The organism is Frankia sp. BMG5.60 (genome assembly GCF_059428125.1).
Map to the genome: position 1 here is coordinate 2,921,115 of NZ_CM182091.1, position 19,729 is coordinate 2,940,843.

The 19,729-nt window shown below is 72.9% G+C and carries 12 protein-coding genes; 7 read left to right on the plus strand and 5 right to left on the minus strand.

Translation table 11 applies throughout. The annotated features are described in order from the left end of the window. The first annotated feature begins 30 nt into the window (after window positions 1–30). From gmd to AC5R91_RS11735, 6 genes are all read left to right on the plus strand, one after another. Entirely contained in the window at window positions 31–1,032 is a 1,002-nt protein-coding gene (gene gmd, locus AC5R91_RS11710; protein WP_495397181.1) for a GDP-mannose 4,6-dehydratase, read from the plus strand. A gap of 121 nt (window positions 1,033–1,153) precedes the next feature. Next, the gene (locus AC5R91_RS11715) at window positions 1,154–2,935 is read left to right on the plus strand and encodes a hypothetical protein (protein WP_495397182.1); all 1,782 of its coding nucleotides are present in this window, start codon (window positions 1,154–1,156) and stop codon (window positions 2,933–2,935) included. Next, window positions 2,932–4,290 carry a glycosyltransferase family 4 protein gene (locus AC5R91_RS11720; protein ID WP_495397183.1) on the plus strand — a complete coding sequence of 453 codons (1,359 nt, stop codon included), beginning with the start codon at window positions 2,932–2,934 and terminating at the stop codon, window positions 4,288–4,290. The genes AC5R91_RS11715 and AC5R91_RS11720 overlap by 4 nt, the downstream gene beginning before the upstream one ends. 25 nt (window positions 4,291–4,315) lie before the next feature. Continuing rightward, the gene (locus tag AC5R91_RS11725) at window positions 4,316–9,289 is read left to right on the plus strand and encodes an alpha-(1->3)-arabinofuranosyltransferase domain-containing protein (protein WP_495397184.1); all 4,974 of its coding nucleotides are present in this window, start codon (window positions 4,316–4,318) and stop codon (window positions 9,287–9,289) included. Window positions 9,290–9,453: 164 nt separating this feature from the next. Next, window positions 9,454–10,599 carry a Nickel transporter NicT gene (gene nicT / locus AC5R91_RS11730; protein WP_495397185.1) on the plus strand — a complete coding sequence of 382 codons (1,146 nt, stop codon included), beginning with the start codon at window positions 9,454–9,456 and terminating at the stop codon, window positions 10,597–10,599. Window positions 10,600–11,039: 440 nt separating this feature from the next. Next, window positions 11,040–12,431, plus strand: a complete 1,392-nt coding sequence (locus AC5R91_RS11735) for a glycoside hydrolase family 26 protein (protein ID WP_495397186.1) — start codon at window positions 11,040–11,042, stop codon at window positions 12,429–12,431. Between the two features lie 322 nt (window positions 12,432–12,753). On the opposite strand, the gene AC5R91_RS11740 is transcribed toward AC5R91_RS11735, so the two are convergent. The 5 genes from AC5R91_RS11740 to AC5R91_RS11760 all read right to left on the minus strand — a co-directional run bounded on the left by AC5R91_RS11740 (window position 12,754) and on the right by AC5R91_RS11760 (window position 16,854). Beyond that, entirely contained in the window at window positions 12,754–13,179 is a 426-nt protein-coding gene (locus tag AC5R91_RS11740) for a DUF3037 domain-containing protein (protein ID WP_495397187.1), read from the minus strand. Continuing rightward, window positions 13,172–14,032 (minus strand): HipA family kinase, encoded by an 861-nt coding sequence (locus AC5R91_RS11745; RefSeq protein WP_495397188.1) that lies wholly within the window; start codon window positions 14,030–14,032, stop codon window positions 13,172–13,174. Before AC5R91_RS11745 ends, AC5R91_RS11740 begins: the two co-directional genes overlap by 8 nt. Before the next feature lie 37 nt (window positions 14,033–14,069). Next, window positions 14,070–14,807, minus strand: a complete 738-nt coding sequence (locus AC5R91_RS11750; RefSeq protein ID WP_495397189.1) for a hypothetical protein — start codon at window positions 14,805–14,807, stop codon at window positions 14,070–14,072. Window positions 14,808–14,877: 70 nt separating this feature from the next. After that, window positions 14,878–15,552: a Crp/Fnr family transcriptional regulator gene (locus AC5R91_RS11755; protein WP_495397947.1), complete on the minus strand. Its 675-nt coding sequence runs from the start codon at window positions 15,550–15,552 to the stop codon at window positions 14,878–14,880. 333 nt (window positions 15,553–15,885) lie between these two features. Further along, the gene (locus AC5R91_RS11760; RefSeq protein WP_495397190.1) at window positions 15,886–16,854 is read right to left on the minus strand and encodes a pirin family protein; all 969 of its coding nucleotides are present in this window, start codon (window positions 16,852–16,854) and stop codon (window positions 15,886–15,888) included. A 226-nt stretch (window positions 16,855–17,080) separates the two neighbouring features. On the opposite strand from AC5R91_RS11760, the gene lon reads away from it, so the two are divergent. Next, window positions 17,081–19,708 carry an endopeptidase La gene (gene lon / locus AC5R91_RS11765; protein ID WP_495397191.1) on the plus strand — a complete coding sequence of 876 codons (2,628 nt, stop codon included), beginning with the start codon at window positions 17,081–17,083 and terminating at the stop codon, window positions 19,706–19,708. Window positions 19,709–19,729 lie beyond the last annotated feature (21 nt).

The window sequence follows — 19,729 nt, forward strand, 5'->3', positions numbered from 1 at the left end:
CAGTACCGGGTGGTCTACAGGAGGATCGACGTGCCGCGTGCGCTGATTACCGGGATTACCGGTCAGGACGGGTTGTATCTGGGTGAGTTGTTGACCGCGAAGGGTTATGAGGTGTTCGGGTTGGTTCGGGGGCAGTCCAACCCGAAGGTGGCGGTGGTGGAGCGGGTGGTGCCGGGGGTGGTGTTGTTGGAGGGTGATCTGACGGATCTTTCGTCGTTGATCGGTGCGGTGGAGATCTCGCAGCCGGACGAGGTGTACAACCTGGGGGCGATCTCGTTCGTCGGGCTGTCGTGGAAGCAGGCGGAGCTGACGGGGGAGACGACGGGGATGGGGGTGTTGCGGGTGTTGGAGGCGTTGCGGATCGCGGGTGGTAACGACATGTCGCGGGTGCGGTTCTATCAGGCGTCGTCGTCGGAGATGTTCGGGAAGGTGCGGGAGACGCCACAGCGGGAGACGACGCCGTTTCATCCGCGGTCGCCGTATGGGGTGGCGAAGACGTTCGGGCATTATTTGACGGTGAATTATCGGGAGTCGTACGGGGCGTTTGCGTGTTCGGGGTTGCTGTTTAATCACGAGTCGCCGCGGCGGGGGATCGAGTTTGTGACGCGGAAGATCACGCGGGCGGTGGCGCGGATTTCGTTGGGGTTGCAGGACTCGTTGACGTTGGGGAATTTGGAGTCGCGGCGGGACTGGGGTTTTGCGGGGGATTATGTGGAGGCGATGTGGCGGATGTTGCAGCAGGACACTCCGGATGACTATGTGGTGGCCACGGGTGTGACGCACAGTATTCGGGAGTTGTTGGATGCGGCGTTCGGGCGGGTGGGGATTGCGGACTGGTCGGGGTTGGTGAAGCAGGATCCGCGGTTTTTCCGGCCGGCGGAGGTGGATGTGCTGGTGGGGGATCCGTCGAAGGCGCGCGAGGTGTTGGGGTGGACGCCGCGGGTCGGATTCGAGGAGTTGATCGCGATGATGGTCGACGCCGACCTGGCTCTTGAGGCGGAATCAACAGGTAAGGCGTTGACGATCAGGTGAACGCCCTTCCCCGGACGAAACGCGCGGCCGGCCACCCCGCCGCGGGTGAACCGGCCACACGCGGGTATTCCCCGGCGCGCGCCGGGGAGGACGCCTGCGTGTGTCGTCGGGGAGGACGCTGATGAACCGCAACGCCGTCCCGCCGGGGGACCTCACGCCCACCGCACGGCGCGCGGCGGCGCACCGGCCGAGACCCGGTCCGACCGCCCCGGATCCCGCCTCGACCGGCCCGATGGTGGTACGGCCGGCGATGAACCGCCCGGCGACCACCGAGCCGCTCCCCACCGGCTCCGGGTCCGCCGCCGTCGGCTCGGGCACCACCGGCCCCATCGCGGTGAGCCCACTCACGACGGGCCCACTCACGACGGGCCCGCTCACGACGGGCCCGCTCACGACGGGCCCGCTCACGACGGGCCCGCTCACGACGAATCCGCTGGCCCCGGGGGCGATGGTCACCGGACCGGCGCCCGCCGGCGCCGGACCGGCGGAGCGGGCCATCCCCGACCAGGCCGGGGACGGCTGGACGCTGCGCAAGCGGCTGCGGCAGACCCGCGGTACCCGGCTGCGCGGTGCGCTGCGCGGCGCCGTCCCCCTGGCCCTCGCCGGCCTGCTCGCCAACGCCGCGAACATGGGCGTCACCCTGATCATCGCGCGCGCGATGAGCACCCGGTCCTACGGCGCGGTGGCCCAGCTCATCGCGATCTTCTTCGTCGTGTCGATGCCGGGCAGCGCACTGCTCGTCGGGGTGGTCCGACGGGTCACCACCTGGCAGCACAGCGGCCGGTTGTACCTCATGGCCGACTGGGTGAACCGGGTCCGCCGGGTGGGCGTCGCGACCGTGCTGGTGGTCGCGGTGCTCGCGATCATCGGGCGGGGGTACGTGGCCCGCGAACTGTCGCTGCCCGGCCCCGGCGGCGTCGCCGAGATCATCACGGCGGGGGCCGCGTGGTGCCTGCTGTGCGTCGACCGGGGGTTGCTCCAGTGCGCCCGCCAGTACCCGGCGCTGGCCACGAACCTGCTCGTCGACGCCGTGGTGAAGACCGTGTTCACGATCGGCCTGGTGCTCGTCGGCCTCGACGAGTCCGGCGCGGCGATCGGCGTCCTGCTCGGTGTGCTCGCGGCTCTCGCCCACGTGCGGTGGACTCTGCACCGCAGCCCAGAAACCATGGGCCGCAGCCCAGAAACGACGGGCCGCCGACCGGAGACGACAGGCCGCGACCGGGCCGCCCCGCCGCCCGCGGAGCCGCCCCCCGCGCCAGCCCCCTCGACACCCACCTCGACACCCGCCAAGGCGCCGACCCGGCTGGCGGTGGAGGTCGGCACCGCGCTGGTCGCGCTCGCGCTGCTCGGGCTGCTACAGAACGTCGACGTGCTGCTGCAGGGCCGGCTCGCCCCGGACCGCTCGGGCTCCTACGCGGCCGTCTCCGTCGCCAGCAAGGTGATCGTGCTGGCCGCGGTGGTGCTGGCCGGGTTCCTGCTCCCGGAGGCGGCGGACCGCCGGCATCTCGGGCAGCATGCTTTGCATCAACTCGGCGCGACGATCGCGATACTCCTCGTGCCGGCGATGGGGTTGCTCTCCGCCGCCCTCATCGCACCGGAGAAACTGCTTTCCCTGGCCTTCGGCCCCCGTTTCACCGACGCCTCCGGCGCGCTCCTCCCCCTGGCCGCAGCGATGACCTGTCTCGGAGCTACCGTGCTGTTCACCCATTACCTGCTCGCTCTCGGAGAGCGAGGCGTCCTGCTGGCCCTGGGCCTCGCCGCCGCGGCGGCGATCCCCCTGCTGTTGTGGGCGGACGGTTCGCCGACGGCGACCGCTCGGGCCGATCTCGCCTGCCAGGCGGCGTTGGCCGTCGTCACCGGCCTGTCGGTGCTCGCCGCGGCCCGCCGGACGGCTCGGGCATGACCGCGCCGAGCAACGGCCGCAGCCCCGGCCCCGGCCCCGGCGCGACGATCCCGCCGACCCCGAAGGGCCTGATCCTGCCCCAGGTCGGCGCCGGCGCCGCGGTGCCGCCGGGCATCCTGGCCCCGCAGCTCGGTGCGCCGGGCATCGAGGACGTCCCCCGGCGCCCCTCGCTCGCCGAGCTCGTCGAGACCTCCGGGCTGCGCCGCGTGCACGTGCTGGCCTGGCGAGACCTCGACGACCCCGAGTCCGGCGGCTCGGAGCTGCACGCCGACAAGGTCGCCGAGCGCTGGGCGCAGGCAGGCATCGACGTGAGCCTGCGCACCGCGCTGGCCCCCGGCCATCCCGAGTCGGTCCGCCGCCACGGTTACACGGTGGTGCGCAAGGCGGGGCGCTACTCGGTCTTTCCGCGCACCGCCCTGTCCGGCGCGCTGGGCCGCACCGGTCCGTGGGACGGCCTGGTGGAGATCTGGAACGGCATGCCGTTCTTCTCCCCCGTCTGGGCCCGCTGCCCGCGGGTGGTGTTCCTGCACCACGTGCACGCCGAGATGTGGCGGATGGTGCTCTCCCCCAAGCTGGCGAAGGTCGGCGAGACGGTGGAGTTCAAGGTCGCCCCGCCGCTCTACCGGCGCACGCGGATCCTGACGCTGTCCCAGTCGTCCCGGCACGAGATCATCGAGCTGCTCGGCCTGCCGCCGCGCAACATCTCGGTCGTGCCGCCGGGGATCGACCCGGCGTTCACCCCCGCCGGTGAGCGGTCCCCGCATCCGCTCGTCCTCGCCGTCGGCCGGCTGGTGCCGGTCAAGCGCTTCGACATCCTCATCGACGGCCTGCTGCGGGCGCACGACGAGCACCCGACGATGGAGGCGGTGATTGTCGGCGACGGCTATGAGCGGCCGGAGCTGGAGAAGAAGATCCGGGCCGCCGGGGCGGGCGCGTGGCTGCGCCTCGTCGGGCGCGTCGACGACGACGAGCTGCTCTCGCTCTACCGGCGCGCCTGGGTGCTCACCTCGGCGTCCGCCCGGGAGGGCTGGGGGATGACGATCACGGAGGCCGCGGCGTGCGGCACGCCGTCGGTGGCCACGCGCATCGCCGGGCACACCGACGCGGTCGTCGACGGTGAGACCGGCGTGTTGGTGGAGGACCCGGCCGATCTGGGCAAGACACTGGCCGGCGTGCTCTCCGACGACGACCTGCGAGCCCGGCTGTCCGCCGGCGCCCTCGCCCACGCCGCGACGTTCACCTGGGCGGAGACGGCCCGCGCCACGTTCGCCGCGCTCGTGCGGGAGGCGGCCCGCCAGCGCGGGTCCGCCTCCCCCTCGGCCCGCGCCGCGAACGTGATCGGCCAGCGCCGGTGACCCTGGCGACCACCCCGGTGATCCGGTGACCCTGACCACGTCACCGTCCGGTGCCGACGGGGGTCGCCCGTCGGCGCCGGGCGGCGCCGCCCAGGCCCCGTCCCCGCGCGCCGCGGACCCGGTGACCCCGGCCGGGCGGCGCCCGGACCCGCGGACCGGCGGCCGGCCGGGCCGGGCTGGTCGGGCCGATGCGGCGGTGTCGCGGGGCCGCCGGCTGCTGCCGTCCTGGCCCACGCTGGTGCTGGCCGCCGTGGCCTACCTGCCGCTGCTGGCCACCGCGCCCGGCAAGATCGGCGCGGACACGAAGGCGTACCTCTACCTCGATCCGGGCCGGATGCTGCGCCGGGCGGTCTCCATGTGGGACCCCGCGATCGGCATGGGCACCGTCACCCACCAGAACATCGGCTATCTGTACCCGCAGGGGCTGTTCTACTGGCTGCTGGACACCGCGGGCCTGCCCGACTGGGTGGCGCAGCGGCTGTGGACGGGCTCGATCCTGCTCGGCGCGGGCACCGGTGTGCTGTTCCTGCTGCGCTCGTTCCGCTGGCCGGACCGGTTCGCGTTCGTGGCCGCCGCCGGCTACATGCTCTCGCCCTACATCCTGGAGTACGAGGCGCGGATCTCGGCGATCCTGCTGCCCTACGCCGGGCTGGGCTGGCTGATCGGCATCACCGTGCGTGGCCTGCGGGAGGCCGAGCCGGGTCGCGCCGGCTGGCGTCCGACGGGCTGGCGCTTCCCCGCCGCGTTCGCCCTGGTCGTCACCACGATCGGCAGCATCAACGCCTCCAGCCTCATCTTCATCCTGTTCGCGCCGCTGCTGTGGGTGCCGTTCGCCGTGTGGGGCACCCGGGAGGTCCGCCTCGGCGCCGCCGCGGGCATGTGCACCCGGGCCGTGCTGGCCGTCCTCGTCACCTCGGCGTGGTGGATCGCCGGGCTGTACACGCAGGCCGGCTACGGGCTGAACGTGCTCGCCTTCACCGAGACGATCGAGACGGTCGCCAGCAGCTCGCAGGCGTCCGAGGTGCTGCGGGGCCTGGGCAACTGGTTCTTCTACGGTCAGGACGCGCTCGGCCCCTGGATCGGGCCGGCCACCCACTACACGCACGACCTGTGGCTGATCGTCGTCAGCTTCGCGCTGCCGATCCTCGCGCTCGCGGCGGCCTCGGCGATCCGCTGGGGGCACCGCGGCTACTTCGTCGCGCTCATCCTGCTGGGCACCACGATCGCCGTCGGCGTCTACCCCTACGACGACCCCTCCCCCTGGGGTCGGTTGTTCAAGGACTTCGCGGAGGGGTCGACGGCCGGGCTCGCGCTGCGCTCGCTGCCGCGCGCGGTCCCGATGGTCGCCCTCGGCCTGTCGGTGCTGCTCGCGGGCGGCCTGGCCGCCCTGGAGGAGCGGTACGCGCTGCGCGCGGCGGCCGGGTCCGGCCCAGGCGGCGGCGGGCGGCGCGCGGGCTCCGTCGGCGGCGGTGCCGCGCGGGGCTGGCGGCCTGGGGTTCCCCAGCTCGCGATGGCACTGGTGCTGGTGCTCATCGCCGCGGACATGTCGCCGCTGTTCCGCGGCGAGTTCGTCGAGCCCCTGCTGAAGCGTCCCGAACAGGTCCCGGCGTACGAGACGCAGGTCGCCAAGGCACTCGACGCCGGCGACGACGGCTCGCGGGTACTGGAGCTGCCCGGCGCCGACTTCTCGCACTACCGCTGGGGCAGCACCCTCGACCCGGTCACCGAGGGGCTGATGGACCGGCCGCTGGTCCTGCGCGAGCTGATCCCGTACGGCGAGGCCGGCACCGTCGACCTGGTCCGCTCGCTGGACCGCCGGATGCAGGAGGGCGTGCTGGAGACCTCCGCCGTGCCGGACCTGGCGCGGCTGATGGGCGTCGGCGACGTGATGCTGCGCAGCAACCTCGCCTACGAGCGCTACCGCACCCCGCGCCCCCGCTCGACGTGGGACCTGTTCACCTCCACCCGGCCGGCCGGCCTCGGCGCGCCGCAGACCTACGGACCGCCGGTGGCCGAGGATCCGGGGATCCCCTTCACCGACGAGATCACGCTCGGCACGAAGACCTCGGTGCCCGATCCCCCGGCGCTGGCCGTCTTCCCCGTGTCGAACACCCAGCCGATCGTGCGCACCGCCACCACCGCCCGGCCGTTGCTGGTCAGCGGCAACGGGGAGGCCCTGGTCGACGCGGCCGCCTCCGGGCTGCTCGCCGAGCCCGTCGCATCCGGGCGGGCGATCCTCTACGCCCCCGAGCTGGCCAGCAAGCCGGGCGAGCTCAAGCAGGCCCTCGACGACGGCGCTGACCTGCTCGTCAGCGACACCAACCGGCTGCGGGCCGAGCGCTGGACGGGGGTCCGGGAGAACTTCGGCTACGTCGAGCAGCCCGGCGTCGCCCCCCTGGTGAAGGACCCGAACGACAACCGGTTGCCACTGTTCCCCGACGAGACGACCGCCGACGAGACGACCGCGGCCCTGCAGGCCCCCGGCACTCCGGCGAAGATCGCCGCGGTGACGGCGTCGGCCTACGGCAACTCCTTCGCCTACGGCCCGTGGGACCGGCCGGTGCGCGGCATCGACGGCGACATCAACACCGCCTGGCGAGTCGGCGCCTTCACCGACCCGACCGGTGAGGCGTGGCAGACGACGCTGGCCGCGCCGACCACGACCGATCACGTCCGGCTCACCCAGCCGCTGTCCGGGCCCCGCAACCGGTGGATCACCCGGGCGACGCTGACCTTCGACGGCGGCTCCCCCGTCACCGTCGACCTCACCCCGTCGTCGCGCACCCAGGTCGGCCAGGTCGTCAGCTTCCCGACCCGCACGTTCCGCACGCTGCACATCCGGGTCGACGCGACGAACTACGGCCGCCAGCGCAGCTACGACAACGTCTCCGCCGTCGGCTTCGCCGAGGTCGAGATCCCCGGCGCGGACGGTAAGGCGCTGACCGCCGACGAGGTGCTGCGGATGCCGAGCGACAGCCTCGACGCCGCCGGCGCCTCCTCCCTCGGCCACCGCCTGGCCCTGCAGATGTCGCGGGACCGGGCCAACCCGGCCGAGCCGTTCAAGCAGGACACCGAGGAGGTCATCAGCCGGTCGTTCGCGCTGCCGACGGCGCGGACGTTCGCGCTGACCGGCACGGCGCGGATCTCCGCGTACGCCGCCGACGACCACATCGACCGCCTGCTCGGCCGGCCTGCGAACCTGCCCGTGGTGACCTCGTCCGGCCGGCTGCCCGGGTCGATCGCGGCGCGGTCGTCGAGCGCCTTCGACGGCGACGTCACCACGGCGTGGAGCCCCGGCATCGGCGACCCCGAGGGCGGCTGGCTCCAGGTCGCCTCGCCGACCCCGATCACCACCTCCTCGGTGACCATGTCCCTCGTCGCCGACGGCCGGCACTCGGTGCCGACCCGGATCGGGCTGGTGGTGGACGGCCGGGTCGTCGGCTCGGTGCCGGTGCCACCGGTCACCGACACCACCCAGCGTGGCGGTACCCGGCAGGTGACCCTGACCTTCCCGGCCGTCACCGGCAGCACCTGGCGGTTCGTCGTCGACGACACGCGCACCGTCACAAGCATCGACCCGATCAGCCGGTCGCCCCTGTCGATGCCGGTGGGGATCGCCGAGATCGGGCTGCCGGGCCTGGCCAGCGGAGTCGCCGAGGCCCCGGGTGCGGGCCAGAGCACCACCGCCGCACAGAGCACCACCGCCGCACAGAGCGCGGGGGCCGCACAGAGCGCGGGGGCCGCACAGAGCGCGGGGGCCGCCTCGGCCCTGCTCCCGGCGCAGCTAACGGGGACCTGCCGGGACGACCTGCTGAGCATCGACGGCCACCCGGTCGGCGTGCGCATCGACGGATCCACCTCCGACGCGGTGAACCGCCTCGGCCTGCGGGTGTCCACCTGCGGCGGGGCGCTCACCCTCGGCCCCGGCGAGCATGTGATCAGGACCGGGGACGGCGCCGAGCTGGGCATGGACATCGACCGCCTCCTGCTCGCCTCGGACGCCGGCGGCGGCCCCTGGCTGGGTGCCGGCGACGCCGGCACCCCTGCCACCAGCACACCCACCACCAGCACGCCCACCGCTGGCACACCCGCCACCAGCATTCCCGCCGCTGGCACCGCCGCCGGCGCGGCGACGTCGACCGGCACCCCTGTCGCCGGGACGGCCGGGACCGCCGGGACGGCCGGCGCGGCCGGGTCGTCGCCGCGGATCACCGTCCAGTCCTCGGCCGCCACGTCGTTCACCGCGCAGGTCACCGGGGCCCAGCCGGGGACACCCTTCTGGCTGGTGCTCGGCGAGAGCCTGTCGCGGGGGTGGAAGGCGACGGTGAACGGCGCCGACGCGGGCCAGCCGCGGCTGGTCGACGGTTACGCCAACGGCTGGCGGATCAACCCGACGGCCGCGGCGTTCACCGTGACCCTGACCTGGGCGCCGCAGCAGATCGTCCGCTATTCGCTGGTGCTGTCCGCGGTGACAGTCGTGTTCTTCCTGGCCCTGCTGCTGCTCACCACCCGCCGCGCGCGGCGGCGCGTGGCGGGCGCGGCAGGGCCGGAACCGGTGCCGGACCTGCCGACGGTCGACCCCTGGTCGATCCGTCCGGCGCGGATCGACGGGCGGACGACGGCGTACGCGGCGGTGGGGGCCGGGCTGCTCGCCACGGTCCTCGTCTCGGTGGCCGCCGGGATCGTCGTCGCCCTGGCCACCGTGATCGCGCTGCTCGCCCCGCGGGGCAGGTGGCTGACCCGGGTCGGCCCGGCGGTCTGCCTGGCGGTCAGCGCGCTGTACGTGCTGGAGGTGCAGGCCCGCCATTCCCTGCCGACGAACGGTGACTGGGTGGAGGCGTTCGGTCGGGTCGCGACGGTGTCGTGGCTCACGGTGCTGCTGCTGGCCGCGGATCAGCTCGTCGCGGTGCTCCAGGGGCGTCGCCGGGCCGTGTCCGGGCCTTCCGGGCAGCCCCTCGCCGGGTCGAGCGGGACGGAGCCGACCGCCGACCCCCGCTGAGACGGCTGCGGCGCCACGTCCCGACGTGCTGTCTCCGCCACCTGTCGTCCCCGTGCTCCTGCAACTGTGTTGCAGGAGCACGTTCGTCCCGGTTATGGTCGTGCCTGCCCGGCCGGCACGACGACCACCGGGACCGGTGACGGGGCGCCACAGGGGAGCATGCCATGGCCACGCGGGTCGCCACCGGACCGGGACGGAACCTGTGGGCGCGGGTGGGCGGCGCGCTCGACCGGCGAGAGTGGACGACCATCGGCGCGATGACCGCCGTCATCGTCGGCCTGCACGTGGTCGGCTGGATTCTGCTGACCGCGGTCATCGCGCCGCACCACTACCGGTTCGGCGCCGACGGCCAGGTGTTTGGCGTGGGCCTCGGGGTCACCGCCTACACCCTCGGACTTCGGCACGCCTTCGACGCCGACCACATCGCCGCGATCGACAACACCACCCGCAAGCTCATGTCGGACGGTCGGCGGCCGCTGTCCGTCGGGTTCTTCTTCTCTCTGGGCCACTCGACGATCGTGTTCGCGCTGGCCGTCCTGTTCGGCGTCGGAGTGCGCTCACTGGCCGGCCAGGTCTCCGACGACGGGTCGACCCTGCACGACGTCACCGGCTGGATAGGCACCACCGTCTCCGGCGGATTCCTCTTCCTCATCGCCGGCATCAACCTCGCCGTGCTCGTCGGCATCGTGGCGGTGTTCCGCGACATGCGCCGCGGCCTCGTGGACGAGGCGGCGCTGGAGGAGCGACTGAACTCCCGCGGGTTCGCGAACCGACTCCTCGGCCGCTTCACCCGGGCGATCACCCGGCCATGGCAGATGTATCCGCTGGGGCTGCTGTTCGGTCTGGGTTTCGACACCGCGACGGAGGTCGCGCTGCTGTTCCTCGCCGCGGGTGCCGCCGGCAGTGGTCTGCCCTGGTATGCCATCCTCGTGCTGCCGGTCCTGTTCGCCGCCGGCATGAGCCTGCTGGACACGATCGACGGATCGTTCATGAACTTCGCCTACGGTTGGGCTTTTTCCAAGCCGGTCCGCAAGGCGTACTACAACATGACCATCACCGGCCTGTCGGTCGCGGTCGCGTTCCTCATCGGCACCGTCGAACTGCTCGGCATCCTCGCCGAGAAGGCGCACCTGTCGGGCGGTTTCTGGGACTGGGTCTCGGGACTCGACCTGAACGTCGTCGGCTACTTCATCGTCGGCCTGTTCGTCCTCACCTGGGCGGTGAGCCTGCTGGTGTGGAAGGTCGGCCGCATCGAGGAGCGGTGGACGGCGGCGGGGCCCGAGCGCGGCCGGCCCGAGCCGACGGCCTGAGCGGGTCACCGCGGCGAACCCGCCCACGCCCGTCCCGATCCTGCACACGCATGGTTACCATGGTGTCCCACCTTCTCGAGTGAGACCGTCCGTTCCGCAGGCATTTATGCGACGATCGCGGACCCCCTCGACACGCGGAGCCCCGCCGTGTCGCGACGGAGAGTAATTACGATCTTACTTTCTGCCTAGTATCCCCCTGCTAGCGACTGGCCAGGACCGGCATACGTCGGCTCCGAGGACCGATTGCATCAGGCGGGGGAATGACTCGAAAAGTGCAGGCAAGGCCGCCCATGGGACGCCACCGGCGGAAAACCAGAACATGGGGTCCGAGTAGGGCCCGGGCGACAGGGACGACGGCGGGAAGATTGCGGAGAACTCGTCGGCGGGGAATCCGTCGATGGCTTCTTCTCGCCGTTCTCTGCGTCGCCCCGCTATTTCTGTTGGGAGGGCGGATAAACCCGGCGCTCGCGGTCTTCGAGCAGTCAGGATCCATTGAGGACGACAGCCGTCAGATCAACTATGTGAACGTGTGGACCACGTGCGGTGGATGCGCGCCGCCCACCGACAACAGCAGCTACCGTTACTCAGTCGCCGCGGGGGCGACGGTCGGGATCCGATTCACCGGCGCCCAGGTCGACATCTACGGCATCCGGTCGCCGCAGGGCGGGATCATCACGGTGAGCATCGACGGGCAGGCGCCGCATGCTGTCAACACCTTCGCTCCGCTGCCCACCAAGGCGCTGTTCTACCGCTCGTCGGTGCTCAGCGATGGCCCGCACACCGCCTTCGTCGTCAACCTCGGCCGGTCCGCCGGCGGATCGACGGGTACCTGGGTCGGTTTCGACAAGGCCGACACGTTCCGCGAGATCCCTCCGACGGCTCCACCCACCACCCCGCCGACGACCCCGCCGACGACGGAGCCGAACCGTTCCGGACTGCCGTGGCTGTCGGGCGTCAACGGGGATCCGATCATGGTGCCGGCCACCGTCGACGGATTCTGCTCCGACCGCGGCAGCCCCTGCGACCTCTCCCACGTCTTCGTGAGCCGCAACAGTTGGCAGAACATGGTCGCCCCGTCCTGGGCGGAACAGAACTTCGCCGGCTGGCCGGGCCGGCTGGTGCTCTCCGTGCCACCGTTCCCGGAGAACGTCGGGGCTTCCCTGGAGACGTGCGCGACGGGGGCGTACGACGCCTACTGGCGGCAGTTCGGCAACACCCTGAACTCGACCCATCGGCAGAACTCCGTCATCCGGATCGCGTGGGAGGGCAACGGCGACTGGTACCAGTGGTCCGGGCGGAACCCGGTCGCATACGTGAACTGCTGGCGTAAGGTCGCTGACGCCATCCGGGCGACGGCGAATCCCGATCCGCTGCTCGACTGGTCCATCAACGCGCACTACTCCCAGAACCCGCCGAGCCACAACCCGCTTGACCTGTACCCCGGTGACCAGTGGGTCGATCTGATCGGGATCGACTCCTACGACCACTACCCACCGTCGCGGACACTGGCGGAGTTCACCAAGCAGGCAAACGAGACCGGCGGCATCACCTGGCTGTACAACTTCGCCCGCCAGCACGGGAAGCTCTTCGGCGTCGGGGAATGGGGCGTGGTCAGCGGTCGCGACGACGACGGCGCCGGCGACAACCCGAACTACATCCAGTTCATGTGGGACTGGCTGCGGGAACGGGCCGGCAAGGGGTTGTACTACGAGAACTACTTCAACACCTGCGAGCCGCCGAACATCGGCTCAAATCTCTACCGTCCGGTCGACACCGAGCACTGCCTGTTCAAGAACAACCAGTCCGCGATCCGCTACAGCACATTGTGGTGACGCGCGAGGCCACCCGGGCCGTCCCACCACCCCCCGGTGACAATCTCGCCGACGACGGCCACTGCCAGTAACCGGGTACCAGGCCAGCGCGGCGCCGGCGGGCGGAGCGGATCTTCCCACCGTTCCGCCCTCGGCGTCCTCGAACCGTCGGCCACGAACACGCACCGGCAACGGCCGGTCGCGGCACGCGGGAGTCGCGGTGCGAAGCGCACGATCCACACGCACGCTCCAGAGCGCGTGAGACGCACCGCAACCGGCCCGCGGGCACCCCGGCGGCGAAGGAGGTGCGGGCGGCTGCGGTGACGTGGGCGGTTGCGGCGGGTCAGGGGGTCTTGGTGGCGGGAGCGGGCAGGGGGGACGGAGGGCCCGGCGGGTCGACCAGCAGGGCGGCGAGGCGGTTCAGTTCGGCCTCCGGGTCTCCGGTCAGGCCGGTGTGGACGGGCGAGGTCTGCACGACGGTGCTGCGCGGAGCGGTCAGCCAGCGGAAGCGCTCGCCGGCGGTGAGCCGCCCGGCCGGGCCGGCCTGCTCGCCGCCGCAGCAGACGGCGCGAAACGCAGTCAGATGGGCGACGACGACCGCCGGGTCGAGGTAGGGGTCGAGGACTCCCAGGCGCGCCTCGTCGAGCCGGCAGCGCAGGTCCAGATAGCGGGAGCGCTGGCAGTACAGCATCACTCCGACGTTGACGAACTCGCCCCGTTCCACCCGCGGGACGATCCTGATCACCGCGTACTCGAACAGCTCACGCATCGCGGTTCTCCGCCGCCGCCCCGCCGGTCCGCAGCCAGTCCCCCGCGCGCAGCCAGTCCGGTCGCCCCGACCCCACCACAACGGCCGCCGGGCGAGCGCCGACCAGCGCCGCGCCGACCGCATCATGCCAGGGCTGCCGCGCCGCGACCCGCGCCAGCAGCCAGTGGACGTAGTCGGCGCGAGGGACGTCCAGCCAGGCGTCGGGCACCCTGGCGAGCACCGCGGTCAGCAGCTCCGCGTCGATCCGCGGGGCCAGCGCGGCGTCGGCGGCGGCGAACGTCGCGGGTTGCGCGGCCACGACCGGCAGGAGCACGTGGTCGGCGATGCCGGGCAGGACCCGGCCGACCGCCGCGGCCGCGCTCGCCCAGTCGTGGTGGGGATACAGGGCCGCGCCGTGGTCGATCAACCACAGGCGCCCGCCCCAGACCAGCAGGTTCGGGTTGCGCCAGGACCTGTCGACATTGAGGGTCAGGGCGTCGAGCCAGAGCACCCGGGCCGCGGTCTCGGGCGTGACGTCGAAGGCCAGTGGATCGTAGGTGATGGACCCGGGCAGGTAGTCCATGCCGAGGTTGAGCCCGGCGCTGGCCCGAAGCAGGTCCTGGACCTCCTGGTCCGGCTCGGTGCGGCCGAGCTCGGGGTCGACGTCGATTCCGACGAGCTCGGGCACCGCGAGCCCGAGCTCGCGGGCGAGCTCGCCGACGATCACCTCGGCGACCAGCGCCTTCGGCCCCTGCCCGGCGCCGCTGAACTTGACGACCCAGGTGCCGAGGTCGTCGCCCTCCATCAGGCCGGGCAGACTCCCGCCCTCCCGCAGCGGCGTCGCATAACGCACCGCCGTGACGTGTCGCAACATCCCGCCAGTCTGCCCGAGCCACCACGGCCCCGAGGGTTCAGCGGGCGTGGACCGGCCAGGCCCTGGCAGGCGTCGCGACGACGGCGGACAGCGGGGGTCCCGCCGCCCGCCGGGGCGGTTCCGGGCGACGGGCGGCGGCCGGGTCCCGGGTGGCCGGCGCGGCGGCGGGCCAGGCCGTCGCCCCGGTGAGGCCGGGTGTGAGCACCCAGGCGTCGACGCCGGGCCCCGACGCCAGCCCCGCCTGCTCCGGGCGGAAGTCGCGGCCACGCAACCCCGGGTAGTCGTGTTCGACCACGTCGTCAAAGAGCTCCCCGGACACCGCCAGGGCGAGATCGACACTCGGATGGCGCCGCAGCTCGGCGCGTAACGCGGCACAGTCGCGTAGCGCGGCGACCTTCACCACCGCCCGCCCGGAAAAGCCCGCTTCGTCGAGGAAGGTGATTCCCTGGTGCAGCGCCACCCGCAGGCGAACCCGTTCCGTCCGCGGCACGCCGTCGTTCAGCCGGGCGATGGCGGAACGCAGCGTGTCGACGAATGCCGCGACGAATCGCCCCTCGTCGATTCCGGGCGGCAGGAAGGCGATTTCCCCGCCGCCCACGGCGGGCGGGTTCCAGTGCGCCCGGTCCAGGGCGGCGACGCGACCGAGTTCCTCGATGACGGCGCCGAGATCCCGCCGCCACCGCGGCGGCCGTAGCACGCCGGGTATCTCGCCGGCGTCCCCGTCGATCTCCATCGCGACGCACAACCGCCGGATGCCCGGTGGCCTTTCACTCACGCTGAACCTCCGCGGGTCGGAGCCGGGGAGGTTCAGCGTCACCGGGAACGAGGACGGCCGCCCCGTATTCTCACGGGTTTGCGGCGAGCCGCAGCGCGTCGAGATCCTGGATCACCACAGCCCGGTAGCCGGTGGCGAGGACGCCTCGCTGGCGCAGGTCCCGGAGCACCTTGTGGACCGTCGGCTCGGCGGCGCCCACGAGGGCGGCGAGCTCCGGCTGGGTGAGCGAGACCCCGACGGAACGGTGCCCATCCGGCGACGAGCCGCCGTAGGCCCGCTCCAGCTCCAGGATCACCCTCGCCACCCGCACCGCGACCGAGCAGCCGCCGAACTCGACCCGCCGCCGGGTCGCCGAGCGCAGTTTCGCCGCGATCGTGCTGCTCAGCACCTGGTGCACGTCGGGCTGACGGCGCAGGAACGCGACGAAGGCGTCCGCCCGAACAACCTTCGCGAGCACGGCGCCGGCCGCGGTCACGGTCGCGACCCGCGGCTCGGAATCGAGCCCGGCGAGCTCACCGACGAGGTCACCCCCATGCCGGATCGCGAGCAGGGCGAACCCGCCGTTCTCGGTGGCGGCGGTGACCTTCACCCAGCCGTTGAGCAGCAGGACGACGAAGTTCGTGCGGTCGCCCTCGTGCATGACGACCTCTTCGCTCGCGTATTCACGATACGAACCGAGCCGCAGAATCTCCGCGCGACTTTCCGCCGCCATCCGGCCGAGGACGCTCGTCGGCGGCCATTCCATCCGGCGCGGCCGCGGATCCCGAGCGGGCCCGCCTACCACCGGTTCAGGTTCCTGCAACACGACGCCCCCTCGCCCATGCCAGCGCGGCCGGTCAGCGACGGCACGGACCCCACGCGCATCGCGTTTGCGCGTGCGCCGCCGGCATCATCCCCCCGGCGGCTGTTCGCGGGAGAGTCGTCACCGGACGTCCGGTCCCGTCATCCGGATGCTGATCCAGCATACCGAGACAATTATCCGAACGAGCCATTCCGGGAACGCGAGGGTACAGATCGTCCGAATGACACAAAGACGGTCCGGGTCGGATCACCCCACCGGCCCGGACCGCGAGCGGTCTCAGCCGCGGTGCGGCATGAGCGCGCCGGCCGGGATGACGCCGAGCTTGCCGGCCTGGAAGTCCTCGACGGCCTGGATCAGTTCCGCCCGGGTGTTCATGACGAACGGCCCGTACGCCTCGACGTGCTCGCGGATCGGGCGCCCGCCCAGGAGCAGGACCTCGAGTGCCGGCGTCGCCGCGTCCTGCCGCGCGTCGGCGGCCACCGACACCAGGTCCCCGGCACCGAGGACGGCGAGCTGCCCGGCCTCGATCGGCCGACCCGCCGGGCCGACCGTGCCGCGGCCGCCGAGGACGTAGGCGAGCGCGTTGAACTCCGGGTTCCAGGGGACGTGCACCCGCGCCCCGGGGCTCACCGTCGCGTGGACGACGGAGATCGGCGTGTGCGTCGAACCGGGACCCCGGTGCTCGCCCACCTCGCCCGCGATGACGCGCAGCAACGCGCCGCCGTCCGGCGAGGCGGCCAGTTCCACCTGCCCGGCCTCGAGGTTCTGGTAGCGCGGCGGGGTGAACTTGTCCCGGGCCGGGAGGTTCACCCAGAGCTGGATGCCGTGGAACAGGCCCCCGCGCACGACCAGCTCCTCCGGCGGGGTCTCGATGTGCAGGATGCCCGCGCCGGCGGTCATCCACTGCGTCGCGCCGTCCGTGATGAGGCCGCCGCCGCCGTGGGAGTCCTGGTGCTGGAAGGTACCGTCGATCATGTAGGTGACAGTCTCGAAACCGCGGTGCGGGTGCCACGGAGTGCCCTTGGGCTCGCCGGGGCCGTAGTCGACCGCGCCCATCTGATCCATGTGGATGAACGGGTCGAGGTCGGTGAGCCGGACGCCCGCGAAGGCGCGACGGACCGGGAACCCCTCGCCCTCGAAGCCGCTGGGCGCGGTCGTGATCGTGCGCACCGGGCGGTCGACGGCGCCGAGCGCGGGCTCGGCCAGCCGGGGCAGCCGGACGGTGTCGGCGGTGACGGCGGGCATGTCGTCCTCCTGGCTGTGCTTGCGGCCGCCGGCGGGCCGGCCTGAGCGGGCCCGTCCCGACGTCCTCAACAGTTGTACACGCAACTACCTGACTCCCACAACCACGGCCTCGCCGCAGTCCTTCCCGCCGCGGATGTTCGCTCTCGGCGAGCAACCTCGGGAACAACTGTAGGCTGAGATGACTTCAGTGCAGGTGACTCAACTTCCTCACGTGAGGGTGGACCACATGCCACAGATCCGGGTGTTGCCCGTCCTGCCGCTCGACGACGCCGTTGTTCTCCCCGGCATGGTCGTGTCCCTCGACATGTCCGACGAGCAGACCCGAGCCGCCGTGGACGCCGCCCGTGCGGGCGGGTCCAGCGGCTCCCCCGACGCCCGTGCGCCGGGGATCTCCAGCCGCGCCGCCGGCCGGCCCGCCGAGGTGCTGCTCGTCCCCCGCGTCGACGGCGAACTCGCCGAGGTCGCCGTGGTCGGAGTGATCGAGCAGGTCGGCCGGCTGCCGCGCGGCGGTTCCGCGGCCGTCGTGCGCGGCACGGCGCGAGCACACGTCGGCGGCGAGCGGCCGGCCCCGGCCGGCCGCGGCACCGGCGGCGCCACGTCCGGCGCCACGTCCGGCGATGGTGCCGAGGCGTCCGGCGATGGTGCCGAGGCCGGAAGCGGCGCGGGCGTGCAGTGGGTGGACGCGGTCGTCGTCGACGACGACGACGACGCGGCCGCTCCGTTCGGCGCGCTCGACGATCCGGCCGGCCCCCGCGCCGGCTCCCCGGCCGACGAGGCCGCCCGGGTGGAGAAGCTCGCCAAGGAGTACCGGGCGCTGGTCACGGACCTGCTGCGCCAGCGCGGTGCCTGGCAGGTCGTCGACTCGGTGTCGGCGATCAGCGATCCCGCCACGCTCGCCGACACGGCCGGCTACGCCGCCTACCTGACCACGGCGCAGAAGATCGAGCTGCTCGGCACGCCGGCGGTCGGCACCCGCCTGGAGCGGCTGTTGGCCTGGACGAAGGAGCACCTGGCCGAGCTGGACGTCGCCGAGACGATCCGCCGCGACGTCCAGGAGGGCATGGATCGCCAGCAGCGCGAGTTCCTGCTGCGCCGCCAGCTCGAGGCCGTCCGCAAGGAGCTGGCCGAGCTGGACGGCCCGGACGGTGGCGCCGACGGAGCGAGCGGCTCGGAGCCGGCCGCCTACCGGGCTCGGGTCGAAGCCGCGGACCTGCCCGAGAAGGTGCGGGCGGCGGCGGTCAAGGAGGTCGACAAGCTGGAGCGCACGGCCGAGTCCTCGCCCGAGGGCGGCTGGATCCGCACCTGGCTCGACACCGTCCTCGACCTGCCCTGGAACGTTCGCGCCGAGGACTCCTACGACATCACCGCGGCCCGTGCCGTGCTCGACGCCGACCACTCCGGTCTCGACGACGTCAAGGACCGCATCATCGAGCACCTCGCGGTGCGCCGGCGGCGCGCGGACGCCGGACTCGGGGTCGTCGGCGGCCGGCGCGGCGGCGCGGTGCTGGCGCTGGCCGGCCCGCCCGGGGTCGGCAAGACGTCGCTCGGCGAGTCGATCGCGCGGGCCATGGGCCGCTCGTTCGTCCGGGTGGCGCTCGGCGGCGTGCGCGACGAGGCCGAGATCCGCGGCCACCGGCGCACCTACGTCGGGGCGCTGCCCGGCCGCATCGTGCGGGCGATCCGCGAGGCCGGCTCGATGAACCCGGTGGTGCTGCTGGACGAGGTCGACAAGCTCGGCGCGGACTACCGGGGCGACCCGACGGCGGCGCTGCTGGAGGTGCTCGACCCCGAGCAGAACCACACGTTCCGCGACCACTACCTCGAGGTGGAGCTGGACCTGTCCGACGTGCTGTTCCTGGCCACGGCGAACGTCCTGGAGGCCATCCCGGCGCCGCTGCTGGACCGGATGGAGCTCATCCGCCTCGACGGATACACCGAGGACGAGAAGGTCGTCATCGCCCGCGATCACCTGCTGCGCCGCCAGCTCGACCGGGCGGGGCTCGCCGAGGGCGACGTGACCGTCGGCGACGACGCCCTGCACGCGCTGGCCGGGGAGTACACCCGCGAGGCCGGGGTGCGCGACCTGGAGCGCTCGATCGCCCGGCTGCTGCGCAAGGTCGTCGCCCGGGTGGCGCTCGGCAAGGCCGCCCTGCCGGTCGCGATCGACGCCGGGGATCTGACCGGCTACCTCGGCCGCCCTCGCCACACGCCGGAGTCGGCGGAGCGCACGGCCCTGCCCGGGGTCGCGACGGGCCTGGCGGTCACCGGCGCCGGCGGCGACGTGCTGTTCGTCGAGGCCTCCCTGGCCGACGCGGAGACCGGCGGCGCCGGCATCACGCTGACCGGCCAGCTCGGCGACGTGATGAAGGAGTCGGCGCAGATCGCCCTGTCCTACCTGCGCTCGCACGGGGTGGAGCTGGAGCTGCCCGTCGGCGACCTCGCCGACCGCGGCGTCCACGTGCACGTCCCCGCGGGCGCCGTGCCGAAGGACGGGCCCAGCGCCGGGGTGACGATGACGACGGCGCTCGCGTCGCTGCTGTCCGGCCGGCCGGTCCGGGCGGACGTGGCCATGACCGGCGAGGTGTCACTGACCGGGCGGGTGCTGCCGATCGGCGGGGTGAAGCAGAAGCTGCTCGCCGCGCACCGGGCCGGCCTGACCACCGTGCTGCTGCCCCAGCGCAACGGGCCGGACCTCGACGACGTGCCTGCCCCGGTGCGTGACGCGCTCACCGTCCACCTGGTGACCGACGTCCGGGAGGTGCTGGACCTGGCGCTGGAGCCCGCGTTCGACGCCGACCCCGGCGACCGGTCGCCGGGGCACGCCGGGCACTCTCCCACGGCCCTGGCCGCCTGATCACGCCCTGGCCCTCCCGTG